General features: G+C 73.9%; 24 protein-coding genes. 11 read left to right on the top strand and 13 right to left on the bottom strand.

Features of this window, described 5'->3' with window-relative positions; all coding sequences use genetic code 11:
- Positions 1 to 18 precede the first annotated feature (18 nt).
- Positions 19 to 951, bottom strand: a complete 933-nt coding sequence (locus tag N555_RS0124885; protein WP_029434198.1) for an acyl-ACP desaturase — start codon at positions 949 to 951, stop codon at positions 19 to 21.
- 179 nt (positions 952 to 1,130) lie between these two features.
- Between N555_RS0124885 and N555_RS0124880 the strand changes: the two genes are divergently transcribed.
- Positions 1,131 to 2,729 (top strand): LCP family protein, encoded by a 1,599-nt coding sequence (locus tag N555_RS0124880; RefSeq protein ID WP_034512412.1) that lies wholly within the window; start codon positions 1,131 to 1,133, stop codon positions 2,727 to 2,729.
- Between the two features lie 6 nt (positions 2,730 to 2,735).
- Here the strand turns inward: N555_RS0124880 and N555_RS0124875 are convergent, their stop codons facing one another.
- Both N555_RS0124875 and N555_RS0124870 read right to left on the bottom strand, forming a co-directional pair.
- The gene (locus tag N555_RS0124875; RefSeq protein ID WP_029434196.1) at positions 2,736 to 3,128 is read right to left on the bottom strand and encodes a VOC family protein; all 393 of its coding nucleotides are present in this window, start codon (positions 3,126 to 3,128) and stop codon (positions 2,736 to 2,738) included.
- Positions 3,113 to 3,433: an ArsR/SmtB family transcription factor gene (locus N555_RS0124870; RefSeq protein WP_197029149.1), complete on the bottom strand. Its 321-nt coding sequence runs from the start codon at positions 3,431 to 3,433 to the stop codon at positions 3,113 to 3,115. Before N555_RS0124870 ends, N555_RS0124875 begins: the two co-directional genes overlap by 16 nt.
- Before the next feature lie 107 nt (positions 3,434 to 3,540).
- On the opposite strand from N555_RS0124870, the gene N555_RS0124865 reads away from it, so the two are divergent.
- Positions 3,541 to 3,741, top strand: a complete 201-nt coding sequence (locus N555_RS0124865; RefSeq protein WP_029434194.1) for a hypothetical protein — start codon at positions 3,541 to 3,543, stop codon at positions 3,739 to 3,741.
- A 70-nt stretch (positions 3,742 to 3,811) separates the two neighbouring features.
- Here the strand turns inward: N555_RS0124865 and N555_RS0124860 are convergent, their stop codons facing one another.
- The 4 genes from N555_RS0124860 to N555_RS0124845 all read right to left on the bottom strand — a co-directional run bounded on the left by N555_RS0124860 (position 3,812) and on the right by N555_RS0124845 (position 9,393).
- Positions 3,812 to 5,023, bottom strand: a complete 1,212-nt coding sequence (locus tag N555_RS0124860) for an acyl-CoA dehydrogenase family protein (RefSeq protein ID WP_029434193.1) — start codon at positions 5,021 to 5,023, stop codon at positions 3,812 to 3,814.
- Positions 5,024 to 5,171: 148 nt separating this feature from the next.
- Positions 5,172 to 5,648 (bottom strand): DUF4383 domain-containing protein, encoded by a 477-nt coding sequence (locus N555_RS0124855; RefSeq protein ID WP_034512399.1) that lies wholly within the window; start codon positions 5,646 to 5,648, stop codon positions 5,172 to 5,174.
- Between the two features lie 173 nt (positions 5,649 to 5,821).
- The gene (locus tag N555_RS0124850; RefSeq protein ID WP_029434191.1) at positions 5,822 to 7,468 is read right to left on the bottom strand and encodes a carbamoyltransferase family protein; all 1,647 of its coding nucleotides are present in this window, start codon (positions 7,466 to 7,468) and stop codon (positions 5,822 to 5,824) included.
- Between the two features lie 110 nt (positions 7,469 to 7,578).
- Positions 7,579 to 9,393: a RecQ family ATP-dependent DNA helicase gene (locus tag N555_RS0124845; protein WP_231503157.1), complete on the bottom strand. Its 1,815-nt coding sequence runs from the start codon at positions 9,391 to 9,393 to the stop codon at positions 7,579 to 7,581.
- A 214-nt stretch (positions 9,394 to 9,607) separates the two neighbouring features.
- On the opposite strand from N555_RS0124845, the gene N555_RS0124840 reads away from it, so the two are divergent.
- The gene (locus N555_RS0124840; protein ID WP_197029148.1) at positions 9,608 to 11,497 is read left to right on the top strand and encodes an HNH endonuclease signature motif containing protein; all 1,890 of its coding nucleotides are present in this window, start codon (positions 9,608 to 9,610) and stop codon (positions 11,495 to 11,497) included.
- 89 nt (positions 11,498 to 11,586) lie between these two features.
- Here the strand turns inward: N555_RS0124840 and N555_RS0124835 are convergent, their stop codons facing one another.
- Positions 11,587 to 12,708: a DUF2786 domain-containing protein gene (locus N555_RS0124835; RefSeq protein ID WP_029434188.1), complete on the bottom strand. Its 1,122-nt coding sequence runs from the start codon at positions 12,706 to 12,708 to the stop codon at positions 11,587 to 11,589.
- 118 nt (positions 12,709 to 12,826) lie between these two features.
- Here N555_RS0124835 and N555_RS0124830 point away from each other — a divergent pair, with 118 nt between their 5' ends.
- Genes N555_RS0124830 through N555_RS0124805 form a run of 6 tightly spaced genes read left to right on the top strand, consistent with a single transcriptional unit; the run spans position 12,827 to position 16,924 of the window.
- Positions 12,827 to 13,219 carry a TOBE domain-containing protein gene (locus N555_RS0124830; protein ID WP_029434187.1) on the top strand — a complete coding sequence of 131 codons (393 nt, stop codon included), beginning with the start codon at positions 12,827 to 12,829 and terminating at the stop codon, positions 13,217 to 13,219.
- A 45-nt stretch (positions 13,220 to 13,264) separates the two neighbouring features.
- Complete coding sequence (gene modA, locus N555_RS0124825; protein WP_029434186.1) at positions 13,265 to 14,065, top strand: molybdate ABC transporter substrate-binding protein; 801 nt, start codon at positions 13,265 to 13,267, stop codon at positions 14,063 to 14,065.
- On the top strand, positions 14,062 to 14,877 hold the full coding sequence (modB, locus tag N555_RS0124820; protein ID WP_051684446.1) for a molybdate ABC transporter permease subunit: 816 nt from the start codon (positions 14,062 to 14,064) through the stop codon (positions 14,875 to 14,877). Before modA ends, modB begins: the two co-directional genes overlap by 4 nt.
- Entirely contained in the window at positions 14,874 to 15,926 is a 1,053-nt protein-coding gene (locus N555_RS0124815) for an ABC transporter ATP-binding protein (RefSeq protein ID WP_029434184.1), read from the top strand. Before modB ends, N555_RS0124815 begins: the two co-directional genes overlap by 4 nt.
- Before the next feature lie 12 nt (positions 15,927 to 15,938).
- Positions 15,939 to 16,517, top strand: coding sequence for a nucleotidyltransferase family protein (locus N555_RS0124810; RefSeq protein ID WP_029434183.1), 579 nt, complete (start codon positions 15,939 to 15,941; stop codon positions 16,515 to 16,517).
- Positions 16,514 to 16,924: a molybdenum cofactor biosynthesis protein MoaE gene (locus tag N555_RS0124805; RefSeq protein WP_029434182.1), complete on the top strand. Its 411-nt coding sequence runs from the start codon at positions 16,514 to 16,516 to the stop codon at positions 16,922 to 16,924. Before N555_RS0124810 ends, N555_RS0124805 begins: the two co-directional genes overlap by 4 nt.
- 30 nt (positions 16,925 to 16,954) lie before the next feature.
- Here N555_RS0124805 and N555_RS0124800 read toward each other — a convergent pair whose 3' ends face one another.
- The 4 genes from N555_RS0124800 to moaA all read right to left on the bottom strand — a co-directional run bounded on the left by N555_RS0124800 (position 16,955) and on the right by moaA (position 19,098).
- The gene (locus N555_RS0124800) at positions 16,955 to 17,488 is read right to left on the bottom strand and encodes a GAF domain-containing protein (RefSeq protein ID WP_029434181.1); all 534 of its coding nucleotides are present in this window, start codon (positions 17,486 to 17,488) and stop codon (positions 16,955 to 16,957) included.
- 86 nt (positions 17,489 to 17,574) lie between these two features.
- On the bottom strand, positions 17,575 to 17,787 hold the full coding sequence (locus N555_RS0124795; protein ID WP_029434180.1) for a hypothetical protein: 213 nt from the start codon (positions 17,785 to 17,787) through the stop codon (positions 17,575 to 17,577).
- 4 nt (positions 17,788 to 17,791) lie between these two features.
- Positions 17,792 to 18,040, bottom strand: a complete 249-nt coding sequence (locus tag N555_RS0124790; RefSeq protein WP_029434179.1) for a MoaD/ThiS family protein — start codon at positions 18,038 to 18,040, stop codon at positions 17,792 to 17,794.
- A 5-nt stretch (positions 18,041 to 18,045) separates the two neighbouring features.
- On the bottom strand, positions 18,046 to 19,098 hold the full coding sequence (gene moaA, locus N555_RS0124785; protein WP_197029147.1) for a GTP 3',8-cyclase MoaA: 1,053 nt from the start codon (positions 19,096 to 19,098) through the stop codon (positions 18,046 to 18,048).
- A 114-nt stretch (positions 19,099 to 19,212) separates the two neighbouring features.
- On the opposite strand from moaA, the gene N555_RS0124780 reads away from it, so the two are divergent.
- Together N555_RS0124780 and N555_RS0124775 are read left to right on the top strand one after the other, a co-directional pair.
- Positions 19,213 to 20,466 (top strand): MFS transporter, encoded by a 1,254-nt coding sequence (locus tag N555_RS0124780; RefSeq protein ID WP_051684445.1) that lies wholly within the window; start codon positions 19,213 to 19,215, stop codon positions 20,464 to 20,466.
- Between the two features lie 67 nt (positions 20,467 to 20,533).
- Positions 20,534 to 21,373, top strand: coding sequence for an aldo/keto reductase (locus N555_RS0124775; RefSeq protein WP_029434176.1), 840 nt, complete (start codon positions 20,534 to 20,536; stop codon positions 21,371 to 21,373).
- Positions 21,374 to 21,421: 48 nt separating this feature from the next.
- Here the strand turns inward: N555_RS0124775 and N555_RS0124770 are convergent, their stop codons facing one another.
- Complete coding sequence (locus N555_RS0124770) at positions 21,422 to 22,873, bottom strand: hypothetical protein (protein ID WP_156036522.1); 1,452 nt, start codon at positions 22,871 to 22,873, stop codon at positions 21,422 to 21,424.
- Positions 22,874 to 22,919: the final 46 nt, after the last annotated feature.

Here is a 22,919-nt window from a genome sequence, read left to right as displayed (position 1 = left end):
CGGGCACCGCGCCGCCGGTCAGGCCTCGCGGGCCGCCACCCGTGCGCGCGCCCGCTCCCGGCTCTCCACGAAGCGGGTGGCCGCCGCATCGAGGCCGGTCAGGAACTCGGCCAGCTCCTCGCGGGCCTTCTCGCCCGCCGGGCCGAGGTCGGTGCGCTCGAACACCCGCCAGGCGCGCAGCACCGGGCTGACCACCTCGTCGTGGTGCAGCCGCAGGTCGTAGATGCCGGCCTTGGCGATGAGCATGGACATGCGCCGGAACCCCGTCATGGTCGCTCCCGGCATCTCGAAGCCGACGACCTCCGTGGTCACCGCCTGCATGGCGAGGTCGGGGTCGATGTCGAAGGCCGCCGCCATGAGGTTCCGGTAGAAGACCATGTGCAGGTTCTCGTCGGTGGCGATGCGCGCGAGCAGCTTGTCGGCGATCGGGTCACCGGTGGCGCGGCCGGTGTTGCGGTGCGAGACACGGGTCGCCAGTTCCTGGAACGAGACGTACGCCAGCGCCTCCAGCGGGCTCTTGTCCCCGGAGTCGTAGCCGCTGGCCATGTAGTCCATCCGGGCCCGCTCCAGCGCGACGGGGTCGACGCCGCGGGTGACGAGCAGGTAGTCGCGCAGCGCGATGCCGTGCCGGTTCTCCTCCGCCGTCCAGCGGCCCACCCACTGCCCCCAGGCGCCGTCCCGGCCGAACCGGGTGGCGATCTCCCGGTGGTAGCTGGGCAGGTTGTCCTCGGTCAGCAGGTTGGTGATCATCGCCGCCCGCGCCGTCTCGTCGAGCCGGGACTGCTCGGGCGCCCAGTCGGCACCGCCGAGGAAGGCGAAGTCGCGGCCCTCCGACCACGGGACGTAGTCGTGCGGATGCCACTCCTTGGCCATCGACACGTGCCGGTCGAGGTTGTCGGCGACCACCGGCTCGAGTTCGGTCAGGAGGGCGGTCTGCGCAGAGGTGGTCACGGTGCACTCCGGTCGTCTCGGTACGAGCTGTGGTTCCCCGTGAGGCGCCCGTCACACCCGGTCGGAGCTGGCCGTACGCCGTTCGGATGGTATTCGGTGCACGGCCTCCACGACCGCGCTCGGGTGGCGAGCGGATGGGACGATGGCGGGATGAGCCCCTGCCGCGGAGGAGTGCGTCCGTGACGGATGCCGACGACGCGACCCGGCGGATCGGGCTCTCCCGGGGCGGGCTCCCGCCCGTTCCCGGCACCGGGGAGTCGCGGTCCGGCTCGGCCTCGACGACTCCCGCCGCGGATCGGCGTCCCGCGCGGCCGCGCGGGTTCGCCGCCACCCTGGCCTGGACCGTCGCCAACACCGTCGTCCCCGGCACCGGCTTCCTCGCGGCCGGCCGGCGGCGCACCGGGCTGGCGGTCCTGGCCGTCTTCCTCCTGCTGGTCGGCGGCGCGGTCTGGCTGGTCACGGCCGGCCGGTCGACGGCCATCGACATCGCGCTCGACACCGTGCAACTGCGCTGGCTGCTCGCCGCCGTCATCACCGTCGCGGTGCTCTGGGCGCTGGTGGTCGTGCTCGGCTACCGGGCGCTCCTGTCGCGGCCGGCCTCGGGGGTCCGGCACGCGGTCGGCGCGCTGCTGGTCGCCGCGCTGGTCGCCGGGATCGCCTACCCCGCGTTCAAGGTGGGTGAGGTGGCCGTCGCCCAGACCGGGCTGATCGACGACCTGTTCGCCGACGACCGGCAGTCGGCGACCGTCGTCGACGAGCCGGACCCGTTCGGGGACCAGGAGCGGGTCAACGTCCTGCTCCTCGGTGGCGACGGCGGCGCCGGCCGCGACGGCGTCCGCACCGACACCGTCATCGTGGCCAGCATCGACACCGACACCGGCGACACGGTGCTGTTCAGCCTGCCCCGGAACCTGGAGAACCTGCCCTTCCCCGAGGACAGCCCGCTGGCCGAGGTCTATCCCGACGGCTTCGAGGGCGAGACCGAGAGCGAGGGCCTGCTCAACGCGGTCTACCGCAACGGCCCCGCGGCCCACCCGGACATCCTCGGGCCGACCGACGACCCCGGCGCGGACTTCCTGAAGCTGGGCGTCGGCGAGGCACTCGGGCTGACCATCGACTACTACGTGCTGGTCAACCTCGACGGGTTCGCCCGCCTCGTCGACGCCCTCGGCGGCATCACGCTGAACGTCAACTACTACGTGCCCATCAACGGGATCACCGGCCAGGAGCTCCCGGACGACTACATCGTCCCGGGCCCCCATCAGCACATGGACGGCTGGCTCGCCCTCCAGTTCGCCCGCGGCCGCTACGGGCTCACCGACTACGACCGGATGGCCCGGCAGCGCTGCACGATCGACGCCATCATCGACGAGGCCGACCCGCTCACCCTGCTGCAGAGCTACCAGGAGCTGGCGTCGGCCACCCGCGACATCGTGAGCACCGACATCCCGCGCTCGGCCCTCCACGACTTCGTCGAGCTGGGCGACCGGGTGAAGAACGGGGACGTGACCAGCGTCGTCTTCGACGACTCGGTGATCAGCCCCGCCTATCCCGACTACGACCAGATGCGGCTGATCGCCTACAGCGCGCTGCTCGGTCCGGACGCGCCGGCGGCCCCGTCGACGTCGGCGGCGCCCGAGTCCTCCGAGCCGCCGCCACCCGCCGGCGAGGTGCCGTCGGCGCAGCCGGTCAACGACATCGCCGGGGCCTGTGCATACGACCCCGAGCAGGCCGCAGCCGCCCGCGCGGCGGGTGAGCCGCCGAGCAAGAACGGCTGACCGCTCCTAGCCGGCGCTCACCTGCATGAGCTGGATGAGGTTGCCGCAGGTGTCGTCGAGGACGGCGGTGGTCACCGGCCCCATCGTCAGCGGCTCCTGCGTGAACCGGACGCCCAGGGCCCGGAGCCGGTCGGCCTCGGCGTGCACGTCGTCCACCGTGAAGGCGTTGAAGGGGATCCCGTCGGCGACCAGGGCCTCGCGGAACGGGCCGACGGCGGGGTGCCCGGCCGGCTCGAGCACGATCTCCACGCCGTCGGGGGCCTCCGGGGAGACCACGGTCAGCCACCGGTGCTCGCCGAGCGGGACGTCGTTCTTGGGCAGGAAGCCGAGCACGTCGGTGTAGAAGCGCAGTGCCTTCTCCTGGTCGTCGACGAAGATGCTGGTCAGGCCGATCCGCACGGGGGTTCCTCCTCGGGAGTGGCCGGTGGCGGTGGCCACCGGTCGGTGATGGTGCGCAGCGGTGTGGTGTCGAGGTCGTGGAACTTGTAGCGGCCCTCCCGCCGGCTGTGCACCAGGCCCGCTGCCTCGAGGACCTCCAGGTGCTGGGAGACGGCCTGCCGTGACGAGCCGACGCCGTGCCTGGTCACCAGGCGGGCGCACAGCTCGAACAGGGTCTGGCCGCTCCGGTCCTGGAGCTCGTCGAGGATGGCGCGCCTGGTCGGGTCGGCGAGGGCCCGGAACACGTTCCCGTGCGCGTCGCCCACCCCCGCCACGATAGGCAAGTGGCTGCTTGCCTGACAAGAGGGTGGCGAGCCCGTTGTGACGGGGGCCACACTCGACGCGGAGCACCCGCCGAGGACGGAGGAACCCCGTGAAGCTGACCAAGAAGGCCCTCGTGCAGACGTTGCGCACCGAGGGCGACCACGAGATGGCCGACAAGGTGGCCGCGGAGCTGCCCGACGAGATCGACACCGACCGGGACGCCGCGGCCCTCGAGGCGGCGGGCCTGGACCGCACCCAGCTCATGGCGCACCTGGCCGGCGGGGCGTTCGGGACGACGCTCAGCCCCTGAGCCGGACGGCGGGACGCGAGAGGCCCAGGACCCGATCGGGTCCTGGGCCTCTCGCGTGCTGCGGCGGGGCTCAGCCGAGGTAGGGGCGCTCGCGGGCGAGCTCCTCCTTGGCGACACCGCGGATGTGCACGGCGTCGGGGCCGTCGACGATCCGCAGCGTCCGGGCGCTGGCGTAGAAGCGGGCGAGCACGGTGTCGTTGCTGACGCCGGCGCCCCCGTGCACCTGGATGGCCCGGTCGATGACGTCGAGGGCGACGCGGGGCGCGGCCACCTTGATCGCGGAGATCTCGGTCTTGGCGCCCTTGGCCCCGTACTTGTCGATGAGGTCGGCGGTCTTGAGCACGTAGAGCCGCGCCTGGTCGATCTCGATGCGCGACAGCGCGATCGCCTCGCGGACGGTGCCCTGCTCGGCCAGCGGCCGGCCGAAGGCGACGCGGTTCTTCGTCCGCTCGACCATGAGGGCCAGGGCGCGCTCGGCCATGCCGATGGCGCGCATGCAGTGGTGGATGCGGCCGGGGCCCAGCCGGGCCTGGGCGATCATGAAGCCGTCGCCCTCGCCGGACAGGATGTTGGTCACCGGCACGCGGACGTCGGTGAAGCGCAGCTCCGAGTGGCCGTGCTGGTCCTGGTATCCGAAGACCGGCAGGTGCCGGATGATCTCCAACCCCGGGGTGTCGCGGGGGACCAGGACCATGGACTGCTGCCGGTGCGGCGCGCCCTCGGGGTCGGTCTTGCCCATGACGATGAAGATCTGGCAGCGCTCGTCGGCGGCACCGCTGGTCCACCACTTGCGGCCGTTGATCACGTACTCGTCGCCGTCGCGCACGATCGACGTCTGGATGTTGCGGGCGTCGGAGGAGGCGACGTCGGGCTCGGTCATCGCGAAGCCCGACCGGATCTCGCCCTCCAGCAGCGGCTCGAGCCACTGCGACTTCTGCTCGGGCGTGCCGAACAGCATGAGCGTCTCCATGTTGCCCGTGTCGGGCGCGCCCACGTTCATCGCCTCGGGGGCGATGGTCGGCGACCAGCCGGTGATCTCGGCGACGGAGGCGTACTCGAGGTTGCTCAGCCCGCCGAGCTCGTGGTGGAAGAGGTTCCACAGGCCGCGCTTGCGCGCCTCGGCCTTGAGCTCCTCCAGGACGGGCGGGTGCTCGTGGTTGTCGTGGCCGCGCTCGGCGCGCCAGGCTTCGTAGACGGGCTCGGCGGGGAACACGTGCTCGCGCATGAAGTCCCACGCGCGCGCACAGACGTCCTCGGCCTTGGCGGAGAGAGCGAAGTCCATGAGCGGACGGTAGAGGGAGGGGTGACCACCGGCACACCGGGGGTGGCACCGGACCGGGTGCGCCCCCGGCCGGCGCCCGGACGCGACGGAGCCGGGCCCCTCGAGGAGGGACCCGGCTCCGTGCGCTGCCCCCAGAGGGGGCTCCGCGTCAGACGCGGGTGTCGCGGGTGTCGCGGTGGTCGACCGCGGTCCGCACCGGGCCGAGCGCGATGACCAGGCCGACGAGCGCGGTGGCGATGTGCAGCACGTTGTCGGCGGCGTTCAGGTTGAGGAAGTCCCAGTCGTTGCCGACGGCGATGAGGCCGTAGACGAAGGCCGCGCCGTAGCCGACCGCGAGCAGCCAGCCGTAGGTGCGGGCGCCGGCCAGCGTGCGGGACAGGGCGATGCCGACGGCGCCGATCAGGATGTGCACGACGTTGTGCATCGGGTTGATCATGAAGAACAAGAGCTTGTCGTCCATGTGCGCCGGCGGCTGGGCGTTCTCGTTGCCGAAGAAGTCGCCGAAGCCGGTGATGAAGAAGCCGACGATGCCGACCAGCAGGTAGATGACGCCGAAGGCGAGGGCGAGCTGCTGCGGCCAGGTCATGCCGGGGCGCGCGGCGCCGGTGTTCCGCGGTGAAGCCATGGGGTCCTCCAGGAGGGATCGTCGCTCGTCAGTCCTTGACGGCAACTCGGTGGATCAGGTACCCGCCGATGCCGTTCCGGTAACAGCAGTCGCCCGTTCGGACGACACCCGTTGCCGAACCGTCATCGCCGGGGCCCGTGCCCCCGGGATTCGTCGCGTGCCGGCTGTGCGGTTCAGCCGGGGAGCGTCGAGCGGCGCCGCCGGACGACGAACGGGCCGATGGCCAGCAGGTCGACCGGCGCCGAGCCGAAGCACTCCAGCGCGTCGCGCGGGTCGTCGACCATCGGGCGGCCCGCGGTGTTCAGGCTGGTGTTGACCACGACCGGCAGTCCGGTGCGCCGCTCGAAGCACTCGAGCATGCGTGCGACGAGCGGCTCCTCGGCGCGGTCGACGGTCTGGATCCGCGCCGTCCCGTCGACGTGGGTGACGGTCGGGATGCGGTCCTTCCACTCCTGCGCCACGTCGTGCACGAAGAGCATGTAGCGGGAGGGGATCGGCCCACGGCTGAAGATCTCGCTCGCCCGCTCGGCCAGCACCATCGGGGCGACGGGGCGGAACTGCTCCCGGCCCTTCACGTCGTTCATCCGCTCCAGGTTGGCCTCGTAGCCCGGGTGCGCGAGCAGCGAGCGGTGCCCCAGCGCCCGCGGGCCGAACTCGCTGCGGCCCTGGAACCAGGCGACGATGCCGTTGCTCGCGAGCACCTCGGCCACGGCGTCGGCGACGTCGCGCGGGCGCTCGTACTCGATGGCCGCGGTGTCGAGCCACCTCTGGATCTCGTCGTCGGACCAGCCGCGGCCGAGGTCGGCGCCGGGCATCGGCTCGGTCGTCTCGCCCAGGCCGCGGGCGACGTGCAGGGCGCCGCCCAGCGCGGTGCCGGAGTCGCCGGCGGCGGGCTGCACCCACACCTGCTCGAAGGGCGTCTCGGCGAAGATGCGGGTGTTGGCCACGCAGTTGAGTGCGACCCCGCCGGCGAGGGTGAGGGTGCGGTCGCCGGTGCGGTCGTGCAGCCAGCGGGCCAGGTCCAGCAGGACCTCCTCGACGCGCTGCTGGACGCTGGCGGCCAGGTCGGCGTGGTCGGCGGTCCAGTCGTCGCCCTTGCCCAGCCGCGGCGCGTACTCGGAGAAGTCGATCCTCGGCGTCCGGAAGCCGCCGTCGTCGGTGGCCACGATCAGCTCCGACAGCTCGCCGAGGAAGCGCGGCTTGCCGTAGGAGGCCATCGCCATGACCTTGAACTCGTCGCTGCTGCGCAGGAAACCCAGGTGGTCGGTGAGGTCCTCGTAGAGGAGACCGATGGAGTGGGGGAGCGCCTGCCCGGCGAGGATCTCCAGCTGCCCGTCGGTGTAGCGCCCGGCCAGGTGGCTGTGCGCTTCCCCGCGGCCGTCGAGGACGAGCACGGAGTTGTCCGCCGTCGGGGCGCCGAGGCCGGCCGAGGCCGCGTGCGCGACGTGGTGCTTCACGAAGCGGACCTTCGCCGGGTCGAGGCCGGGCAGCGCGTGCGCGAGGAACTCCGGCGCCTTCTCGGCGTACATCTTCCGCATCACGTCGCCGGGGTCGTCGAGCCCGGACTCCTCCGGGGTGCCCATGAGGGCCGGGTCGAACGAGTACGCCACGGCGTCCAGGTCCTCCGGGCGCAGGCCGGCCTCGGCCAGGCACCAGGCGGCCGACAGCTCGGGCAGCTCCCACGCGCTCCACGGCAGGGGGCGCTTGCCGTGCTTGCGCCGGCTGAACCGCTCCTCCTCCGCCGCGGCCACGATCCGGCCGTCGACCACCAGCGCCGCAGCCGGGTCGTGGTAGATCGCGTTGATGCCGAGGACCTTCACGCAGAACTCCTTGATCGGGGGCCGGGCCCGGTGCTGAGGCGCTCCTCCCGTCGCGATCATGCGATGGGCGCCGGGTTCCCGCAGGTCGAGAGCGGGACGTTCGTCGCGGGTCAGGCGGGGCTGCGCGGCCGCAGCAGGTCGTTCTCGAGGACCGCGGCCAGCGCCAGCGTCTTGTAGCCGACGTCCTCGAACAGGACGACGACGCGGTCGTCCTCCACCCGCATGACGATGCCGGGGCCCCACTCGGCGTGCTCCACGGGTGACTGCGGGGGGAACGGGTCGTCCCCCTCGGTGGCCGTGGTCCGCTCCGAGGCCAGCCCCGCCGAGCAGTTGTCGCAGTTGCCGCACGGCTCCTCGAGCTGCTCGCCGAAGTAGCCGAGCAGGAACTGGCGGCGGCAGTCGGTGGTCTCGGCGTAGCCGCGCATCATCTCCACCCGGCTCTGGTCGACCCGCTCGTGGTGCTCGGCCAGCTCACGGGCGGCGGCCGCGGCCTCGGACGGGGTGGGGCCGCCGTCGGCGGGGTGCGCGGCGCCCTCCTCGTCCAGGACGACGGCCGACACCTGCTCGAGGAGGTTCAGGTCCCGCGCCAGCGGGGTGGCGCCCCGGCCGGTCTCCTCGCGCAGCTGCTTGATCTCCACGCCGTCGTCCAGGCCGGCCGCCGGGGCGGCGGCGACCAGGCCGGCGACCTGCTGGAGCTCCTCCTCGGCGGGCGCGCCGGCGGCGAAGAACCGGCGCAGCCCCAGGTCCTCCTGGCGGTAGACGAGGACGGCGAGCGCGGGCTCCCCGTCGCGGCCGGCGCGGCCGATCTCCTGGTAGTAGCTGTCGAGGGAGTCGGCGGGCTCGGCGTGGACGACGAAGCGGGTGTCGGGCTTGTCGATGCCCATGCCGAACGCGGTGGTGGCCACCACGACGTCGAGCTCGTCGGCCATGAAGGCCCGCTGGGTGTCCTCGCGCTCGCCCTTGTTCAGGCCCGCGTGGTAGGCCCGGGCGCGCAGGCCGCGCTCGGTGAGGTCGCCGGCCAGCTCCTCGGTGCCCTTCCGGGTGGCGCTGTAGACGATGCCCGGCACGCGTCCCTCACCGACCTCGGCCAGCACCCGGTCGAGCACCGCCTGGTGCTTGCCGTGCGCGTCGGCGTGCTGCTCGACCTCCAGCCGGATCTCCGGGCGGTCGAACCCGGCGACCACGACCGCCGGGTCCCGCATCTCGAGCCGCTCGACGATCTCGGCCCGCACCGGCGGCGCCGCGGTGGCGGTCAGTGCCAGGACCGTGGGGTGGCCGAGCTGCTCCACGACCGTGCCCAGCCGCAGGTAGTCGGGCCGGAAGTCGTGGCCCCAGGCGGAGACGCAGTGCGCCTCGTCGACGACGAACAGCGCCGGGCGCGCCGCCGCGACGGCCTCGACGACCTCCGGCTTCGCCAGCTGCTCGGGTGCGAGGAACAGGTAGCGGACCGTTCCGTCCGCCAGGCCCTCGAGCGCGGCTCGCTGCTCCGCGGCCCCGAGCGTCGAGTTGAGCTGCGCCGGCCGGCCGGTGAGTCCGTCGAGCTCGGTCAGCCGTTCCACCTGGTCGCGCTGCAGGGCGATGAGCGGTGAGACGACGAGCACCGGGCCGTCCAGGAGCTCGCCGGCGATCTGGTAGACCGCCGTCTTCCCGGCGCCGGACGGCAGCACGCCGAGGGTGTCCCGCCCGGCGAGCACGGCCCGCATGGCCTCCTCCTGGCCGGGGCGGAACTCGTCGAAGCCGAGGACGTCGTGGGCGACCTCGCGGAGCCGGCGGGTGCGGACGGAGGCGGATCCCCCCATTGAGTTGTGTGGCACCGGATGCCGCTGCCCGGACGTCGAGATCGACAAACGGCGCGCCGGTGCGGTCGCCGCGTCGATGGGTCCCGCCCGTTCCCGGCCGGTCTGGAGGGCTGCCGTGCTGCTCACGTCCGCCACTCTGGCCGTCGGGCGTGGTGACAGGGCACTGGCCGTCCACAGGTGCCCGGTTCGTCCACAGTCACGATTCCGCTGATCACAGGCCTGCGCGAGCGATATCCTCGAACGTATGTACGAGGATGGCGCGACGGGGGGCGAGGGGCCGTGCTCTGTCGTCGAACTCGCATTGCGCACCCGGCTGGCGCATCAGCGGAGCCGCATCGTCGTGCGCCGCGCTAGCGGTCACTGGGTGATCGAGGCGGTACACGGCCGCGGCTCGCTGGGGGCTCTGGCGGACAGCACGAGCGGCGAGCCCGCCACCCAACCCCCGGTCGACGATGCCGCGCGGGGAGCCGACGGAGCACCCCTGTCGGGCCCGCTCGATGAGCGGGCACGGCTGCTCGACGAGGGGGCCGGTCTGCTGGACGCGGCCGTGGATCTCGAGCGCGGGCTGGCACAGCTGGCCGGTGCGCGGGCGCGGGCACTGGCGTCGTTCGCCCGGTGCCGGCCCTCGGCGTGGGACCGGCAGCCCGGTGAGCGCGGTGCGGCATCGGCCGCGTCACGGGCTGCGCGGCCTGAGGCCCTGACGACGGTGAGCGAGTGGGCGGTGGCGGAGGTCGCGGCCAGGTTGCGGATCCCCGGTCGGACGGCGTCGGGGTTGCTGGCCGACTGTGTCGAGCTGGTGGAGCAGTTGCCGGCCACCCTGGCGTCGTTGGAGGCCGGGGACATCTCCTGGTTGCACGCCCGGGCGTTGGTGGATCTGTTGCGTCCGGTCGCTGACGAGAAGAAGGCGCTGGTGGAGGCGCGGGTGCTGCCGCGGGCGCCGCGGCAGACGGTCTCCCAGTTGCGGGAGTGCACGAAGCGGGCAGTCGCGAAGATCGACGCGGCTTCGGCGGTGCGGCGGCTGGTGCAGGCGGTGCGGGACCGGAAGGTGACGTTGGCGCCTGGGCAGGACGGGATGGCGGTGCTGACCCTGGTGACGCCCGGGCCGGTCGGCCGGGCCTGCTACGAGGCACTGGTCGGCTACGCGGATGCCTGCATGACCGATGAGGAGGGTCGGCCGGATCCGCGGACCCGGGATCAGCGGATGGTCGACTGTGCCGCTGATCTGCTGCTGCGCCCGGATGCCGAGGGGCGGTCACCGGTGCAGGTGTTGCTGACCGTGATCGCCACCGCCGGGGCTCTCACCCGCACCGGGCCGGACGCCGAGGAGCCCGGCGAGATCGACGGGGACACCGTGCCTGCGGCACTCGTCCGTGAGCTCGTCTACGCCTTCGGGCTCATGCCACGCCCCGGGGCGGCCCCGGCCGCCGGTGCCGACGGTGTCTCGGCTGGTGCCGCAGCGGCGGATCCGGCGGACGTCGCGCCCCCCGCCGGTGGACCCGCGGATCGACCGGGGCCCCCGCCGACCGAGGGCTCCGACCCGGACCGGACCGGCGAGACGGCCCCTGGCGCCGAGGATCGACCGCAGGCTGCGCTCGCTGCTCTGGTGGACACGCGCCGGATCGCTGACACCGCACTGGCCGAACGGCCCCGGATCGCCGTCGTCGACGAGCTGACCGGCTGCCTGCTCGCCCTCACCGACAGCATCGAACTACGCCGGGCCGCCCGAGACGGCCACGGACTCGGCCCGCCACCCGAGACCGACGGCTACCGGCCCTCCGTACCGCTGGACCGGTTCGTCCGGCTCCGGGACCGGCGTTGCCGGTTCCCCGGCTGCCGCGCCCGTATCCGTACATGCGACCTCGACCACCGCGTCCCCCATCCCCACGGCCCGACGGCGCACACCAACCTCGAAGGACTGTGCGAACACCATCACCGGCTATCCCACCAGGCACCCGGATGGCGCCTGGACGGGACGTCTGACGGCGGACTGGTCTGGACGCTGCCCGGCGGCACCACCATCACCACCGTCCCGCCCCGCTTCGGCACCGACGACGGCAGCGCGGCCGACACCGGGGCGACCGGCCGCAGGACGACCGAGAGGGGCGCCGCCCGAGCGATCGACGACCGGGTCGACTGGCGCCACCTCACTCCCGACGAGCGCCGGGCCCGCAGCCGCGCCCTCGTCCTCGGCCGCCGCCCGCGGCCTGACGACGAAGCAGCGCCCTTCTGACCCCTGCGGCGGGCGGGTCGGCTGCGCGGCCGGGGGCGACGGACATCCTCTGCCCGCGCTCGCCGACCGAGCCGGCGCCCGGTGGCGCCTCAGGACGACAGGGGGCGCTTGCGCTTCAGGTCGGCGGACTCGGCGGCAGCGCGGCCCGCGAGCCACCCGGAACGGTCGACGGACGTGGTCCGTCGTGTCCTCAGGCGCGGGAAGAGGTCCTCGAAGGCTCGGGTGACCGCGGCGTCGCGATTCCGCAGCACCGGTGCGAGGTCGGTGCCCCGCGCGGTCGCCGCCTGCGAGGCCTCGGCCGTCGCACTGCGGCGTGCCGCATCGAGCCGCTCGCCGACCCGGACGGCGTAGGCGAGAAGGAAGGCGCGGCGGAAGCCGCGAGACCGGGTGTGGCCCGCGTCGGCCCTCCCGGCCGACTGCACCGCCCGGCCGGCCTGCACCAGCAGTGATGTGACCAGCAGCTCGACCGCGTCCAGGTCCGCCGATGTGCCGACCAGGACCGCGATGCCCAAGGAGCCGAACCAGGCGGACCGGACCCCGTTCGCCCCGGCTACCGCGCTGACCAGGTGCATCTTGGCGTCGAGGTACGGCGGCTCGAGGTGCAGGCGCCGCTCGGCCACCTCTGTCGTCGCCGCCGCACCGCCGTCTTGCTCGAGGAGGACGGCGTCGATGGCGTGCTGGGCCATGAGCTCCTGGGCCTTGCCCGTCAACGCCTCCGCCTCGTCGGGGAAGTCGGTCGACTCCGCCTTGGCCAGCAGGGCCCGGATTCGCCGAAGCGCGCGCGCCCCGGCCTCGCTGGCCGCATCCCTGGTGCCGCCGGCGTTCGGCCTGGCCCCTTCCGTGGACCCGGGGCCGCCACCGGCGCCGACGTCCCCTGTGGAACGCGGGCGCCACCGGGACGGTGCCTCGCCCAGCTGCGGGAGAGGTGGCAGCAGTCGCAGCTGGACCAGCAGGTCGGGCACGTCGCCCGGCCGTCTCGCGGCCCGCGCCCGACGACGCACCTCGCGGACCTGTGTCCACCACTCCGCCGGGATCTCCCGCCGAGAAGCCAGCGTCTCGACACTGGCCGCGGCCACCGCCGCAGCGAGGCCGGCCAGACCCGGTGCGGTGCGCCCGACGGCGTGCACGAGGTCGGCGGGCCGCCACCCCCGCTCCCAGGCATCGGCGACGGCGTCCAGCAGGCGGTCGTCGACCGTCGGGTTCTGCGACATGACGGCAGGGTGCGCCACGGCGCCGACGGTGCGACGCGAGCCCTGTGGACGACGGCGGCTGGTCCACAGGTCGGCGGACCGGTGACACGACGTCGAGTGCGACGGCTACCTTCCGGCCGTGGCCACCTACCGCATCGCCGAGGCTGCCCAGCTGCTCGGGGTCAGCGATGACACGGTGCGCCGGTGGATCGACACCGGCCGCCTGGCCGCCCGCCGCGAGGGCGGTGGGCCGGCGGTCGTCGACGGCGAGGCCCTGGCCGCCGTCGCCGCCGGGCTGCACGAGGCGCCCGAGCCCGGCGCCACGCGGTCGTCGTCGGCGCGCAACCGGCTGGCCGGGATCGTCACCCGCGTCGTCCGCGACACCGTCATGGCCCAGGTGGAGATCCAGGCCGGCCCCTTCCGCCTGGTGTCGCTGATGTCGCGCGAGGCGGCCGACGAGCTGGGCCTCGAGGTGGGCGTGCGCGCGGTGGCCACCGTCAAGGCGACGCAGGTCAGCGTCGACGTCCCCTGATCGCTTCCGTGCGAGCGGAGGTGCCATCCGGCTAAGGTCCCGCACATGCGGAAGCCGACCCGGTACCTGACCGCCGCGATCGCGGTAGCGCTGCTCGCCGGCTGCGGGTCGGACGACGGGGGCGACACGGCCACGTCGTCCTCGGGGTCGGCCACGGAGGACGGTGGTCTCAGCGGCACCCTGACCGTCTTCGCGGCCGCCTCGCTCACCGACGTCTTCACCGACCTCGGCGACCAGCTGGAGGCCGACAACCCCGGCCTGGACGTGCAGTTCAACTTCGCCGGCAGCTCCGCCTTGGCCACCCAGATCACCCAGGGCGCCCCGGCCGATGTCTTCGCGTCGGCCAACACGAGCCAGATGACGGTCGTCACCGACGCAGGCCTGGCCGACGGCGATCCCGAGGTCTTCGCGTCGAACGTCCTGGAGATCGCCGTGCCCGAGGGCAATCCCGCCGACGTCACCGGGCTGGCCGACTTCGGCCGGGAGGAGCTGACCCTGGCGGTGTGCGCCCCGGAGGTACCGTGCGGTGCCGCCGCCGAGGACGTCTTCGCGGCCGCCGGGATCACCGCCGTGCCGGACACCCAGGAAGAGGACGTGCGCGCCGCCCTGACCAAGGTCGAGCTCGGGGAGGTCGACGCCGCCCTGGTCTATGCCACCGACGTGACCGCGGCCGGGGACTCGGTGGAGGGCATCGAGTTCCCCGAGGCCGACGACGCCGTCAACACCTACCCGGTGTGCGTGCTCACGGACGCTCCCAACGCAGCGGCGGCGCAGGCCTTCGTCGACCTCGTCCTGTCCGACGAGGGGCAGGCGGCGCTCGCCGACGCCGGGTTCCGCACCGCGTGAGGGGTCAGCCGCGGCGCCGTGATCCCGGGATCCCGCTCCCCCTGCTCGTCCCCGCCGTCGCCGCGGTCACCTTCCTGGTCCTCCCCCTGGTCGCCCTGCTGATCCGAACGCCGTGGAGCGATCTGGCCACGCAGCTGACCCTGCCCGGCGTGGGCCAGGCGCTGCGGCTCTCACTGCTCTCGGCCTCCCTGGCGACCGCGGTCTCCCTCGTGCTCGGGGTGCCGCTGGCCTGGGTGCTGGCGCGCTCCCGGATCCGAGGCCGCGGTGTCCTGCGCGCGCTGGTCACGGTGCCCCTGGTGCTGCCGCCCGTCGTCGGCGGCGTCGCGCTGTTCCTGGTCCTGGGCCGGCAGGGCATCCTCGGGCGCTGGCTCGACGAGACGTTCGGGCTGACCATCCCGTTCACCACGACCGCCGTGGTCATCGCCGAGACGTTCGTCGCGATGCCGTTCCTGGTGATCAGCGTCGAGGGCGCGCTGCGCGCCGCCGACGCCCGCTACGAGGAGGCCGCGGCCACCCTCGGCGCCGACCGGTGGACGACGTTCCGCCGGGTCACGCTGCCGCTGGTCGCCCCGGGCATCGCGGCCGGTGCGGTGCTCTGCTGGGCCCGCGCGCTGGGGGAGTTCGGCGCCACGATCACCTTCGCCGGCAACTTCCCGGGGACGACGCAGACCATGCCGCTGGCCGTCTACCTGGCGCTCCAGCGCGACCCGGAGTCGGCGATCGTGCTCTCCGTCGTCCTGCTGGCCGTCTCGCTGGCCACGTTGCTCGCCCTCCGCGGCCGGTGGCTGGGCCGCGCCGGAGCCGCGCCGTGAGCCTCGACGCCGCCGTCCGCGTGCAGCGCGGGGTGTTGCACGTGGAACTGGACGTGCACGTGGAGGACGGCGAGGTGCTCGCCGTCCTCGGGCCCAACGGCGCCGGCAAGTCCTCGCTGCTGCGGGTGCTCGCCGGGCTGCTGCCGCCCGACGGCGGCCGTGTCGAGGTCGACGGAGAGCCGTGGGACGACGTCGCCGCGGGCGTGCACCTGCCGGCGCACCGCCGCCGGCTGGGCATGGTCTTCCAGGACCACCTGCTCTTCCCGCACCTCACGGTCACCGACAACGTCGCCTTCGGGCTGCGCACCCGGGGAGCCGGCCGCCGGGAGTCACGGGCGGCGGCGCGGGAGTGGCTGGCCCGGGTGGAGCTGGCGGAGTTCGGCTCCCGCCGGCCGGGTGAGCTCTCCGGCGGGCAGGCGCAGCGCGTGGCCCTCGCCCGCGCGCTCGCGGGGGAGCCCGCGCTGCTGCTCCTCGACGAACCGCTGTCGGCCCTGGACGCCCGCACCCGGCTCACCGTGCGCGCGGAGCTGCGCCGGCATCTCGGGGACTTCCCCGGCAGCACGGTGCTGGTCACCCACGACCCCGTCGACGCGATGGCGCTGGCCGACCGGGTGCTCGTCGTCGAGGAGGGCCGGGTCGTGCAGGCCGGGCCGCCGGGGGAGGTGGCCCGCCGGCCGCGGACGGACTACGTCGCCCGTCTGGTCGGGCTGTCCCTGCTCGCCGGCGCCGGGGAGGGGGCGACGGTCCGGCTGGACGGCGGTGGCCGGGTGGCCGTGGCCGAGCCGGCGTCGGGATCGGTGTTCGTCGCCGTCCGCCCGGAGTCGGTGGCGCTGTGGCCGGACCCGCCGCACGGCAGCCCGCGCAACGTCTGGCCTGTGCGGCTGGTCGGCGCGACCCCGCACGGGGCGACGGTGCGCTGCGAGCTCGACGGCGAGGTGCCGCTGCTGGCCGACGTCACCGCCGCCGCGTTCGCCGAACTCGGGCTCGCCCCGGGCGCGGAGCTGTGGGCGAGCGTGAAGGCCTCCGAGGTCGCGGTCTACGAACGCTGAGAGGGTGGGGGCGTGACCACCGCTGCGCTCGTCCTCGCCGCCGGTGGCGGCCGCCGGTACGGCATGCCCAAGGCGCTGGTCGAGTACGAGGGCAGCCTGCTCGTCGAGCGCGCGGTGCGGACGGCGCGGGTGGTCTGCGATCCCGTGCTCGTCGTCCTCGGAGCGCGGGCGGTGGACGTCTGGCGCACGGCGGACCTGGCGGGCGCGACGGTGCTGGCAAACCGCGACTGGGAGACCGGCATGGCCTCCTCGCTGCGCACCGGCCTCGACGGTCTGCGCGGCTGGCCGGGGCGGGTGGACGCCGTGCTGGTCACGCTGGTCGACATGCCGGGCATGACGCCGGCGGCCCTGGAGCGGGTGGCCGAGCACGCCGCCCCGGGCGCTCTCGCGGTCGCCACCTACGACGGCGTCCGCGGGCACCCGGTGCTGCTCGGCCGCGACCACTGGGCCGGGGTGGCCGAGACGGCGACCGGCGACGAGGGTGCCCGGCGGTACCTGGCCGGACGCGAGGTGGTCGAGGTCGACTGCACCGGTCTCGCCGATCCGGTCGACCTCGACGTCCCGCCGGGCGGGGTAGCGTCGGAGCCGTGATCGCGCGGGTGGTCGACGAGCCCCTCTCGGTGGCCGAGCACGAGGACGCGGTGGCCGACAAGGCCGCCGGCGCCGTGGTGTCGTTCTCCGGCGTCGTCCGCGACCACGACGGCGGGCGGTCGGTCACCGAGCTCGAGTACGTCGGCCACCCCACGGCCGCCGACGTGATCCGGGAGCTCGCCGAGGAGTTCGCCGCCCGGCCCGGTGTGCAGGCGGTCGCCGTGTCGCACCGCATCGGCCTGCTGGGGATCGGGGACGTGGCCCTGGCCTGCGCGGTCAGCGCGGCGCACCGGGGCGCGGCGTTCACCGCCTGCGCGGAGCTCGTCGACGAGGTGAAGAAGCGGCTGCCGATCTGGAAGCGGCAGGTCTTCACCGACGGCGAGGAGGAGTGGGTCGCCTGCCCGTAGCGCTGGACCCGTGCGCCGGGCCTGCAGCGGTCAGTACGGGCCGACGGCGTCGGTGAGGGACAGCGGCTCGGGCAGGGGGCCGGGATCCATGCCCGCGGCCAGGAGCGAGCTGAGCATGCGGGCGATGAGCTCGGCGGCCGGCAGGTCGCGGGCGGCGCTGCGCGGTCTGGCGCGGCCGCCGACGGCGCAGAGCGTGCCGAACAGCCCGCCGTCCGCCGCGATCAGGGGCACGCCCAGGTAGGCCGAGACCGTCATGCCGTTCGGCAGCGTGCGGCTGGCGTACTCGGGCACGGCGGCGGTCACGGTCGCCACGCGAGGGGCCTCGCCGCTGACCATGTAGCGGCAGAAGCTCTCCGCCCACGGCAGGCTCGCCCCCGGGCGCATCGCGTCCCCGGGCTCCGCGCTGAGGACGATCTGGTGCTCACCGACGACGCGGGTGACCATCCAGACGTCCCACGAGGAGTGGGCCTGCAGGTACCGCAGCGCACCGGCGGAGGCAGCCGGCCAGGTGGACCACGGCGTCATGTCGTCGAGCGCTCTGGTGTCGATCCCGGGCTGGGACATACCCGTTCACGTTACCCGCCGGCTTCGTTCCCATTCATCGCCGGACGCGTGCCGGAACGTGTCCGGCCGTCACTGGGAAGCCGGGGTCACCGCGAACCGGCGAGGCCGTCGTCCCCGTGCCGGCGGGCCTCCTCGGCCGCCTCCTCGCGCTCGGCGTCCTCCTCCTCGACCTCGCCCTCGAGGCGCCGTGCCTCGCCGTCGAGGGTGGCGGCGGCGTCGCCGTGCGTCTGCCCGTACAGCTCCTCGGCGCGCCCGAGCAGCTGCTCGGCCTTGGCCTTTGCCTTGTCGAAGACGCTCATGAACTCATCCTCCCGCGAAGGGTGGCAGCACGTCGACGACGGTGCCCGGGGCCAGCGCCAGGCCGGGGTCGCGTGCCTGCTGGCCGTCGACCAGGAACGAGCAGGCGGTGAGCACCTTCTCCAGCCGGGGGCCGTGCGCGTCGGCGATCTGGCGGACCAGGTCGGCGAGCGTGGCCGCCGTCCGGTCCTCGGTCTCCACGCCGGCCGCGGCGCGGGCCCCGGCGAAGTAGCGGACGGTGACATCCGGGCTCACGGGACTCAGCCGCCGATCGCCGACATGGGCCGGGTCGGCTGCAGGAAGCTCGGGTCGTCGATGCCGTGCCCGGGCAGCTTGCTCAGGGTGGCGATCCGCCACCGGTCGGCGATCTCGTCGTCGGTGGCACCCGACCGCAGTGCCGCCCGCAGATCGGACTCCTCGCGGGCGAAGAGGCAGTTGCGGATCTGGCCGTCGGCGGTCAGCCGGGTCCGGTCGCAGGTGCCGCAGAACGACCGGGTCACCGAGGCGATGATCCCGACCGTGGACGGTCCGCCGTCGACCAGCCAGCGCTCCGCGGGGGCCGAGCCGCGTGCCTCGGTGTCCGGCGTGAGCGTGTGCGCGACGGACAGACGCTCGAGGATGTCCTCGGCGGTGACCATCCGGCCGCGGGTCCAGGCGTGGTGGGCGTCCAGCGGCATCTGCTCGATGAACCGCAGCTGGTAGCCGTGCTCCAGGCAGTAGTCCAACAGCGGGACGGCGTCGACGTCGTTGATCCCGTGCAGCAGGACGGCGTTGACCTTGACCGGCGTCAGCCCGGCGGCCTGCGCGGCAGCCAGCCCGGCGAGGACGTCGTCGAGCCGGTCGCGCATGGTGAGCTGCTTGAACCGGACCGGGTCCAGCGTGTCGAGGCTGACGTTGATCCGGTCCAGCCCGGCCTCGGCCAGCGCGGGGGCGACCCGGGCCAGGCCGATCGCGTTCGTGGTGAGGCTGACCTCGGGGCGCGGCTCCAGGGCGGTGGCGGCGGCGACGATGCCCGGCAGGCCCGGGCGCAGCAGGGGCTCGCCGCCGGTGAACCGGACCTCGCGGATGCCGAGCTGCTCCACCCCGATGCGCACCAGCCGGACGATCTCGTCGTCGGTCAGCACCTCGACCTTGGGCAGCCAGTCCAGCCCCTCGGGCGGCATGCAGTACGTGCAGCGCAGGTTGCAGCGGTCGGTCAGCGAGACCCGGAGGTCGGTGGCGGTCCGGCCGTAGCGGTCGACCAGCCCGCCGGTGCCCGGCGCCGGATCGGCGCGGCGGAGCACCGGATCCGGGAGCGGGCTCGACGTGGTCATGAGCCGAATGTAGTGCGGAAAGGCGGCGACGGCGTTGCTACCGTCGCCAGGTCACCCGAGAGCCCGGCGGACTCCCTCCGCACTCGCCTGTGGCCAGGATTTGCGAGAGTTCCCGTGTCGTCGCGCACCGTCTTCAGCCCCTATGCCCGGTTGTTCACCGTCCCGGGCAGCCGTGCGTTCGCCTTCGCCGGCTGGCTCGGCCGCATCCCCGCCTCGACCCTGGGGCTGGGCACCGTCCTCCTCGTCGAGGGGGAGACCGGCAGCTACGGCCTCGCCGGTGCGGTCTCCGGCACCCTCGCCGCCGCCTTCGCCCTCGCCTCGCCGCTGTGGGCCCGGGTCGTCGACCGGCGCGGTCAGGGCACCGTGCTGCGCGTCGCGATGGTGGCCCTGACCGTCACCGGGCTGGCGTTCCTCACCGCGGTGGTCGCCGGGGCGCCCCAGTGGACGTGGTTCGCGCTCGCCGCCGCCACCGGCGCGGCGTCACCGAACATCGGCTCCCTGGTCCGGGCGCGGTGGGCGAACGCGCTGCCCGAAGCCGAGCAACGGCAGACCGCGTTCGCCTTCGAGTCCGTCGTCGACGAGGTCGTCTTCGTCGTCGGCCCGCCGCTGGTCACGGTGCTGGCCTCGCTGGTCGCCTCGCCGGCCGGTTTCCTCACCGGGTTGCTCTCCGGGGTGGCCGGTGGCTGGGCGCTCGGCGGCATGCGGGCCAGCCAGCCGCCGGTCGAGCCGGTGCAGGAGGGCGGCCCGAGCCGCCGGTCGGGGATCCTCGTCGCGCCCGTGGTCGTGGTCGCCATCTCCTCCCTGGGCGTCGGCATCACGTTCGGCGCGATCGACGTCGTCGTCGTCGCGTTCGCCGAGGACGAGGGCTCGCCGACGTCGGCCGGGCTGATCCTGGCGCTGTTCGCCGCCGGGAGTCTCATCGCCGGCCTCGTCTACGGCATCCTCCGGCTGCCCGGCACGCTCGCCGCCCGGTTCGTCGTCTGCTCGGTGCTGTTCGGCGTCGCCGCGCAGCTGCTGTTCCTCGTGGGCTCGCTGTCGTTCCTGATGCCCGCGGCGTTCCTCGGCGGCATGGCCATCGCGCCCACGCTGGTGTCTGGGGTCTCGCTGGTCGAGTCACGGGTGCCGCGCGGCAGCCTGACCGAGGCGCTGACCTGGACCACGGCCGGGATCATCGGCGGGGTGACGCTCGGGGCTGCCCTCGCCGGAGCCGCCGTGGACGCCTGGGGCGCGGAGGACGCGTTCGCCGTCCCGGCGCTGGCGGCCGCGCTGGGCGGCGTCCTGGCGATCGTCGGCTCGCCGTGGCTCAGGGCTGCCGGGGTGCCCGACCCCTCACCGGCCGAGCCGGTTGAGCGCGAGGCCGCCGGGTAGCGGGTCGTACGGAAGGACGTGCGCGACCGGGTGTCGCGCGCTCCACCGCGAATCGAGAGGACCCCCTGTGGCAACCGTGCCCACCATCGCCCTGAACAACGGTGTCGAGATCCCCCAGCTGGGCTTCGGCGTCTACCAGATCCCGGCCGACGAGACCGTCGAAGCGGTCACGACGGCGCTGGAGATCGGCTACCGGCACATCGACACCGCCGAGATGTACGGCAACGAGAAGGAGGTCGGGGAGGCCGTCCGGCGCTCGGGCATCCCGCGCGACGAGGTGTTCGTGACCAGCAAGCTCAACAACGGCTTCCACCGCCGCGACGACGCCCTGCGCGCCTTCGACGGCACGATGGCCGCCCTCGGCTTCGAGACCCTCGACCTGTTCCTCGTGCACTGGCCGCTGCCGACCATCGACGTCGACTACGTGGAGACGTGGAAGGCGATGGAGGAGATCTACCGCAGCGGCCGCTGCCGGGCGATCGGCGTCTCCAACTTCAACCCCCACCACCTGCGCCGGCTGTTCGCCGAGACCGAGATCCGGCCGGCCGCCAACCAGATCGAGATCCACCCCTACCTGACGCAGGACGAGCTGCGGGCCTTCGACGCCGACCACGAGATCGTCACCGAGGCCTGGTCGCCGATCGCGCAGGGCAAGGTCCTCGACGACCCGGCGGTCGTGCGGGTGGCCGAGCGGTACGGGAAGACGCCTGCGCAGGTCGTGCTCCGCTGGCACGTGCAGCGCGGCGACGTCGTCTTCCCCAAGTCGGTGACGCGCAGCCGCATGGAGGACAACTTCGCGCTCTTCGACTTCGCGCTCGACCAGGACGCGATGGGCGACATCACCGCCCTGAACCGGAACGAGCGCACCGGCCCCGACCCGGACACGTTCGACTACGTCCCCCGCTGAGGCTGAGTGGAGTGCGACAGCGCAGGAAACCTGCGCTGTCGCACTCCGCTAGACCGTCGTGCTGTCCAGGACGGCGCCGGCCGCGTCGTAGGCGGTCACGGTGATCGACCAGAAGACGTACGGCGGGGTCGACGACGTCGTCGCTTCAGGGGCGATGGGGAGGAAGGTGCCCCACACCCGTTCGCCGGGACGCGGGCCGACGTCGGAGAGCACCGCCTCGCGGGTGCTCCCGTCCGGTGTGGTGACGGTGACGCGGGCGGTCCCGGGTGGGGCCGCGCCGCCCACGATCGATCCGCCCACGGAGACGGCGATCTCGCCCACCGGCGGTACGGGGAAGATCGTCCCCCCGCCTCCGCCGCCGGAGGTGAGGTCGAAGTACGCGGTGCTCCAGTCGCCGATGGCGGGGTTCGGATTGGGGTACAGCTCGAACGACCACCGGGCGGCGCCCTCGACGCCGCTCACGAAGCCGCTGTCCGGACTGAACGTCGGCGCCTCCTCACGGGTCGGCGGGCGGTCGGCGATCTGCCGCTGGAGGGCCTCCAGTTCTGCCTCGGTGCCCGCCCGCAGGTTCGCCACCACCTGGTCGAGCAGCTCGTCCCCGCCCCCGTCCAGGTCGACGACCGTGACGACCATGCCGTCCTCGGCCCAGATCCGGGCTCCGGCGTCCGGCCACCCCTGGCCGGTTCCCTGCAGGGTGCCGGCAGAGCCCGGCCGGCCACGGATCACGCTGCCCGTCGCGTCATCGGTCCAGAAGCCCCAGAGCGCCGCGAGGCGGGCATCGGCGCGCACCGCGGACAGCAGCAGCACGGTCGAACCCCGTCGGAGCTCCAGGTACTCGCCCGGGGTGGACCCGAAGCCGGGCCCGTCCTGCGGGCCGCCGGCGATCAGGGGCTCGAGCCCGGCCGGGACGGTGTCCGGGTCGAGGGCCGCGGTGGCCGAGGCGAAGTCGGCTGCACGCGCCGCCGCGACGAGCTCGTCCTCGCCGATCCCCCGGCCGACGACGAACTCGACGTAGTCGTTCCCCTCGATCAGGACCCAGGTGCGATCGCCGTCGGTCACCACCCGTCCGCTCCGCCCGTCCAGGTCGACCTGCCGCTCCCCGGGGGCGTCGCGCCCGGGGCCGGCGATGCTCGCGGAGCCGGAGCTCGTGCCGACCAGCAGGACCGGCCCATCGAGGGTGTCTGCCAGCCCCGGATCGCCGTAGAGCGTGGCGCGCACCGGCACGTAGTCGCCCGCCGCCTCGTTGTACTGCAGCCCGCTGCCCGGCCGGTTGTACTCGACATGGGTGAGCAGCAACCCGTCCGGCACCGGGTCGAGGACGAGCGGGGCGACGAGCGGGGAGCTGTCGACAACGAGGTCATCACCGCCTGCTGGGGGACGCTCCGGGCCGATGCCCGCCGCCGGTGCCGCAGCGTCGTCCCCCGCATCCGCGCAGCCGGTCAGGCCGACGGCCAGTGCGGCGACGAGCAGTGCCGTCCGCACCCGTCCCCGTGAGGTCATGCGCGCAGCGTGGCAGGGAACCGGCGCCGGTGGACGGGTTCCGAGC

Source organism: Blastococcus sp. URHD0036, from assembly GCF_000701365.1.
GTDB lineage: Bacteria > Actinomycetota > Actinomycetes > Mycobacteriales > Geodermatophilaceae > Trujillonella.
This window is presented reverse-complemented; position numbering and strand designations above follow the sequence as displayed.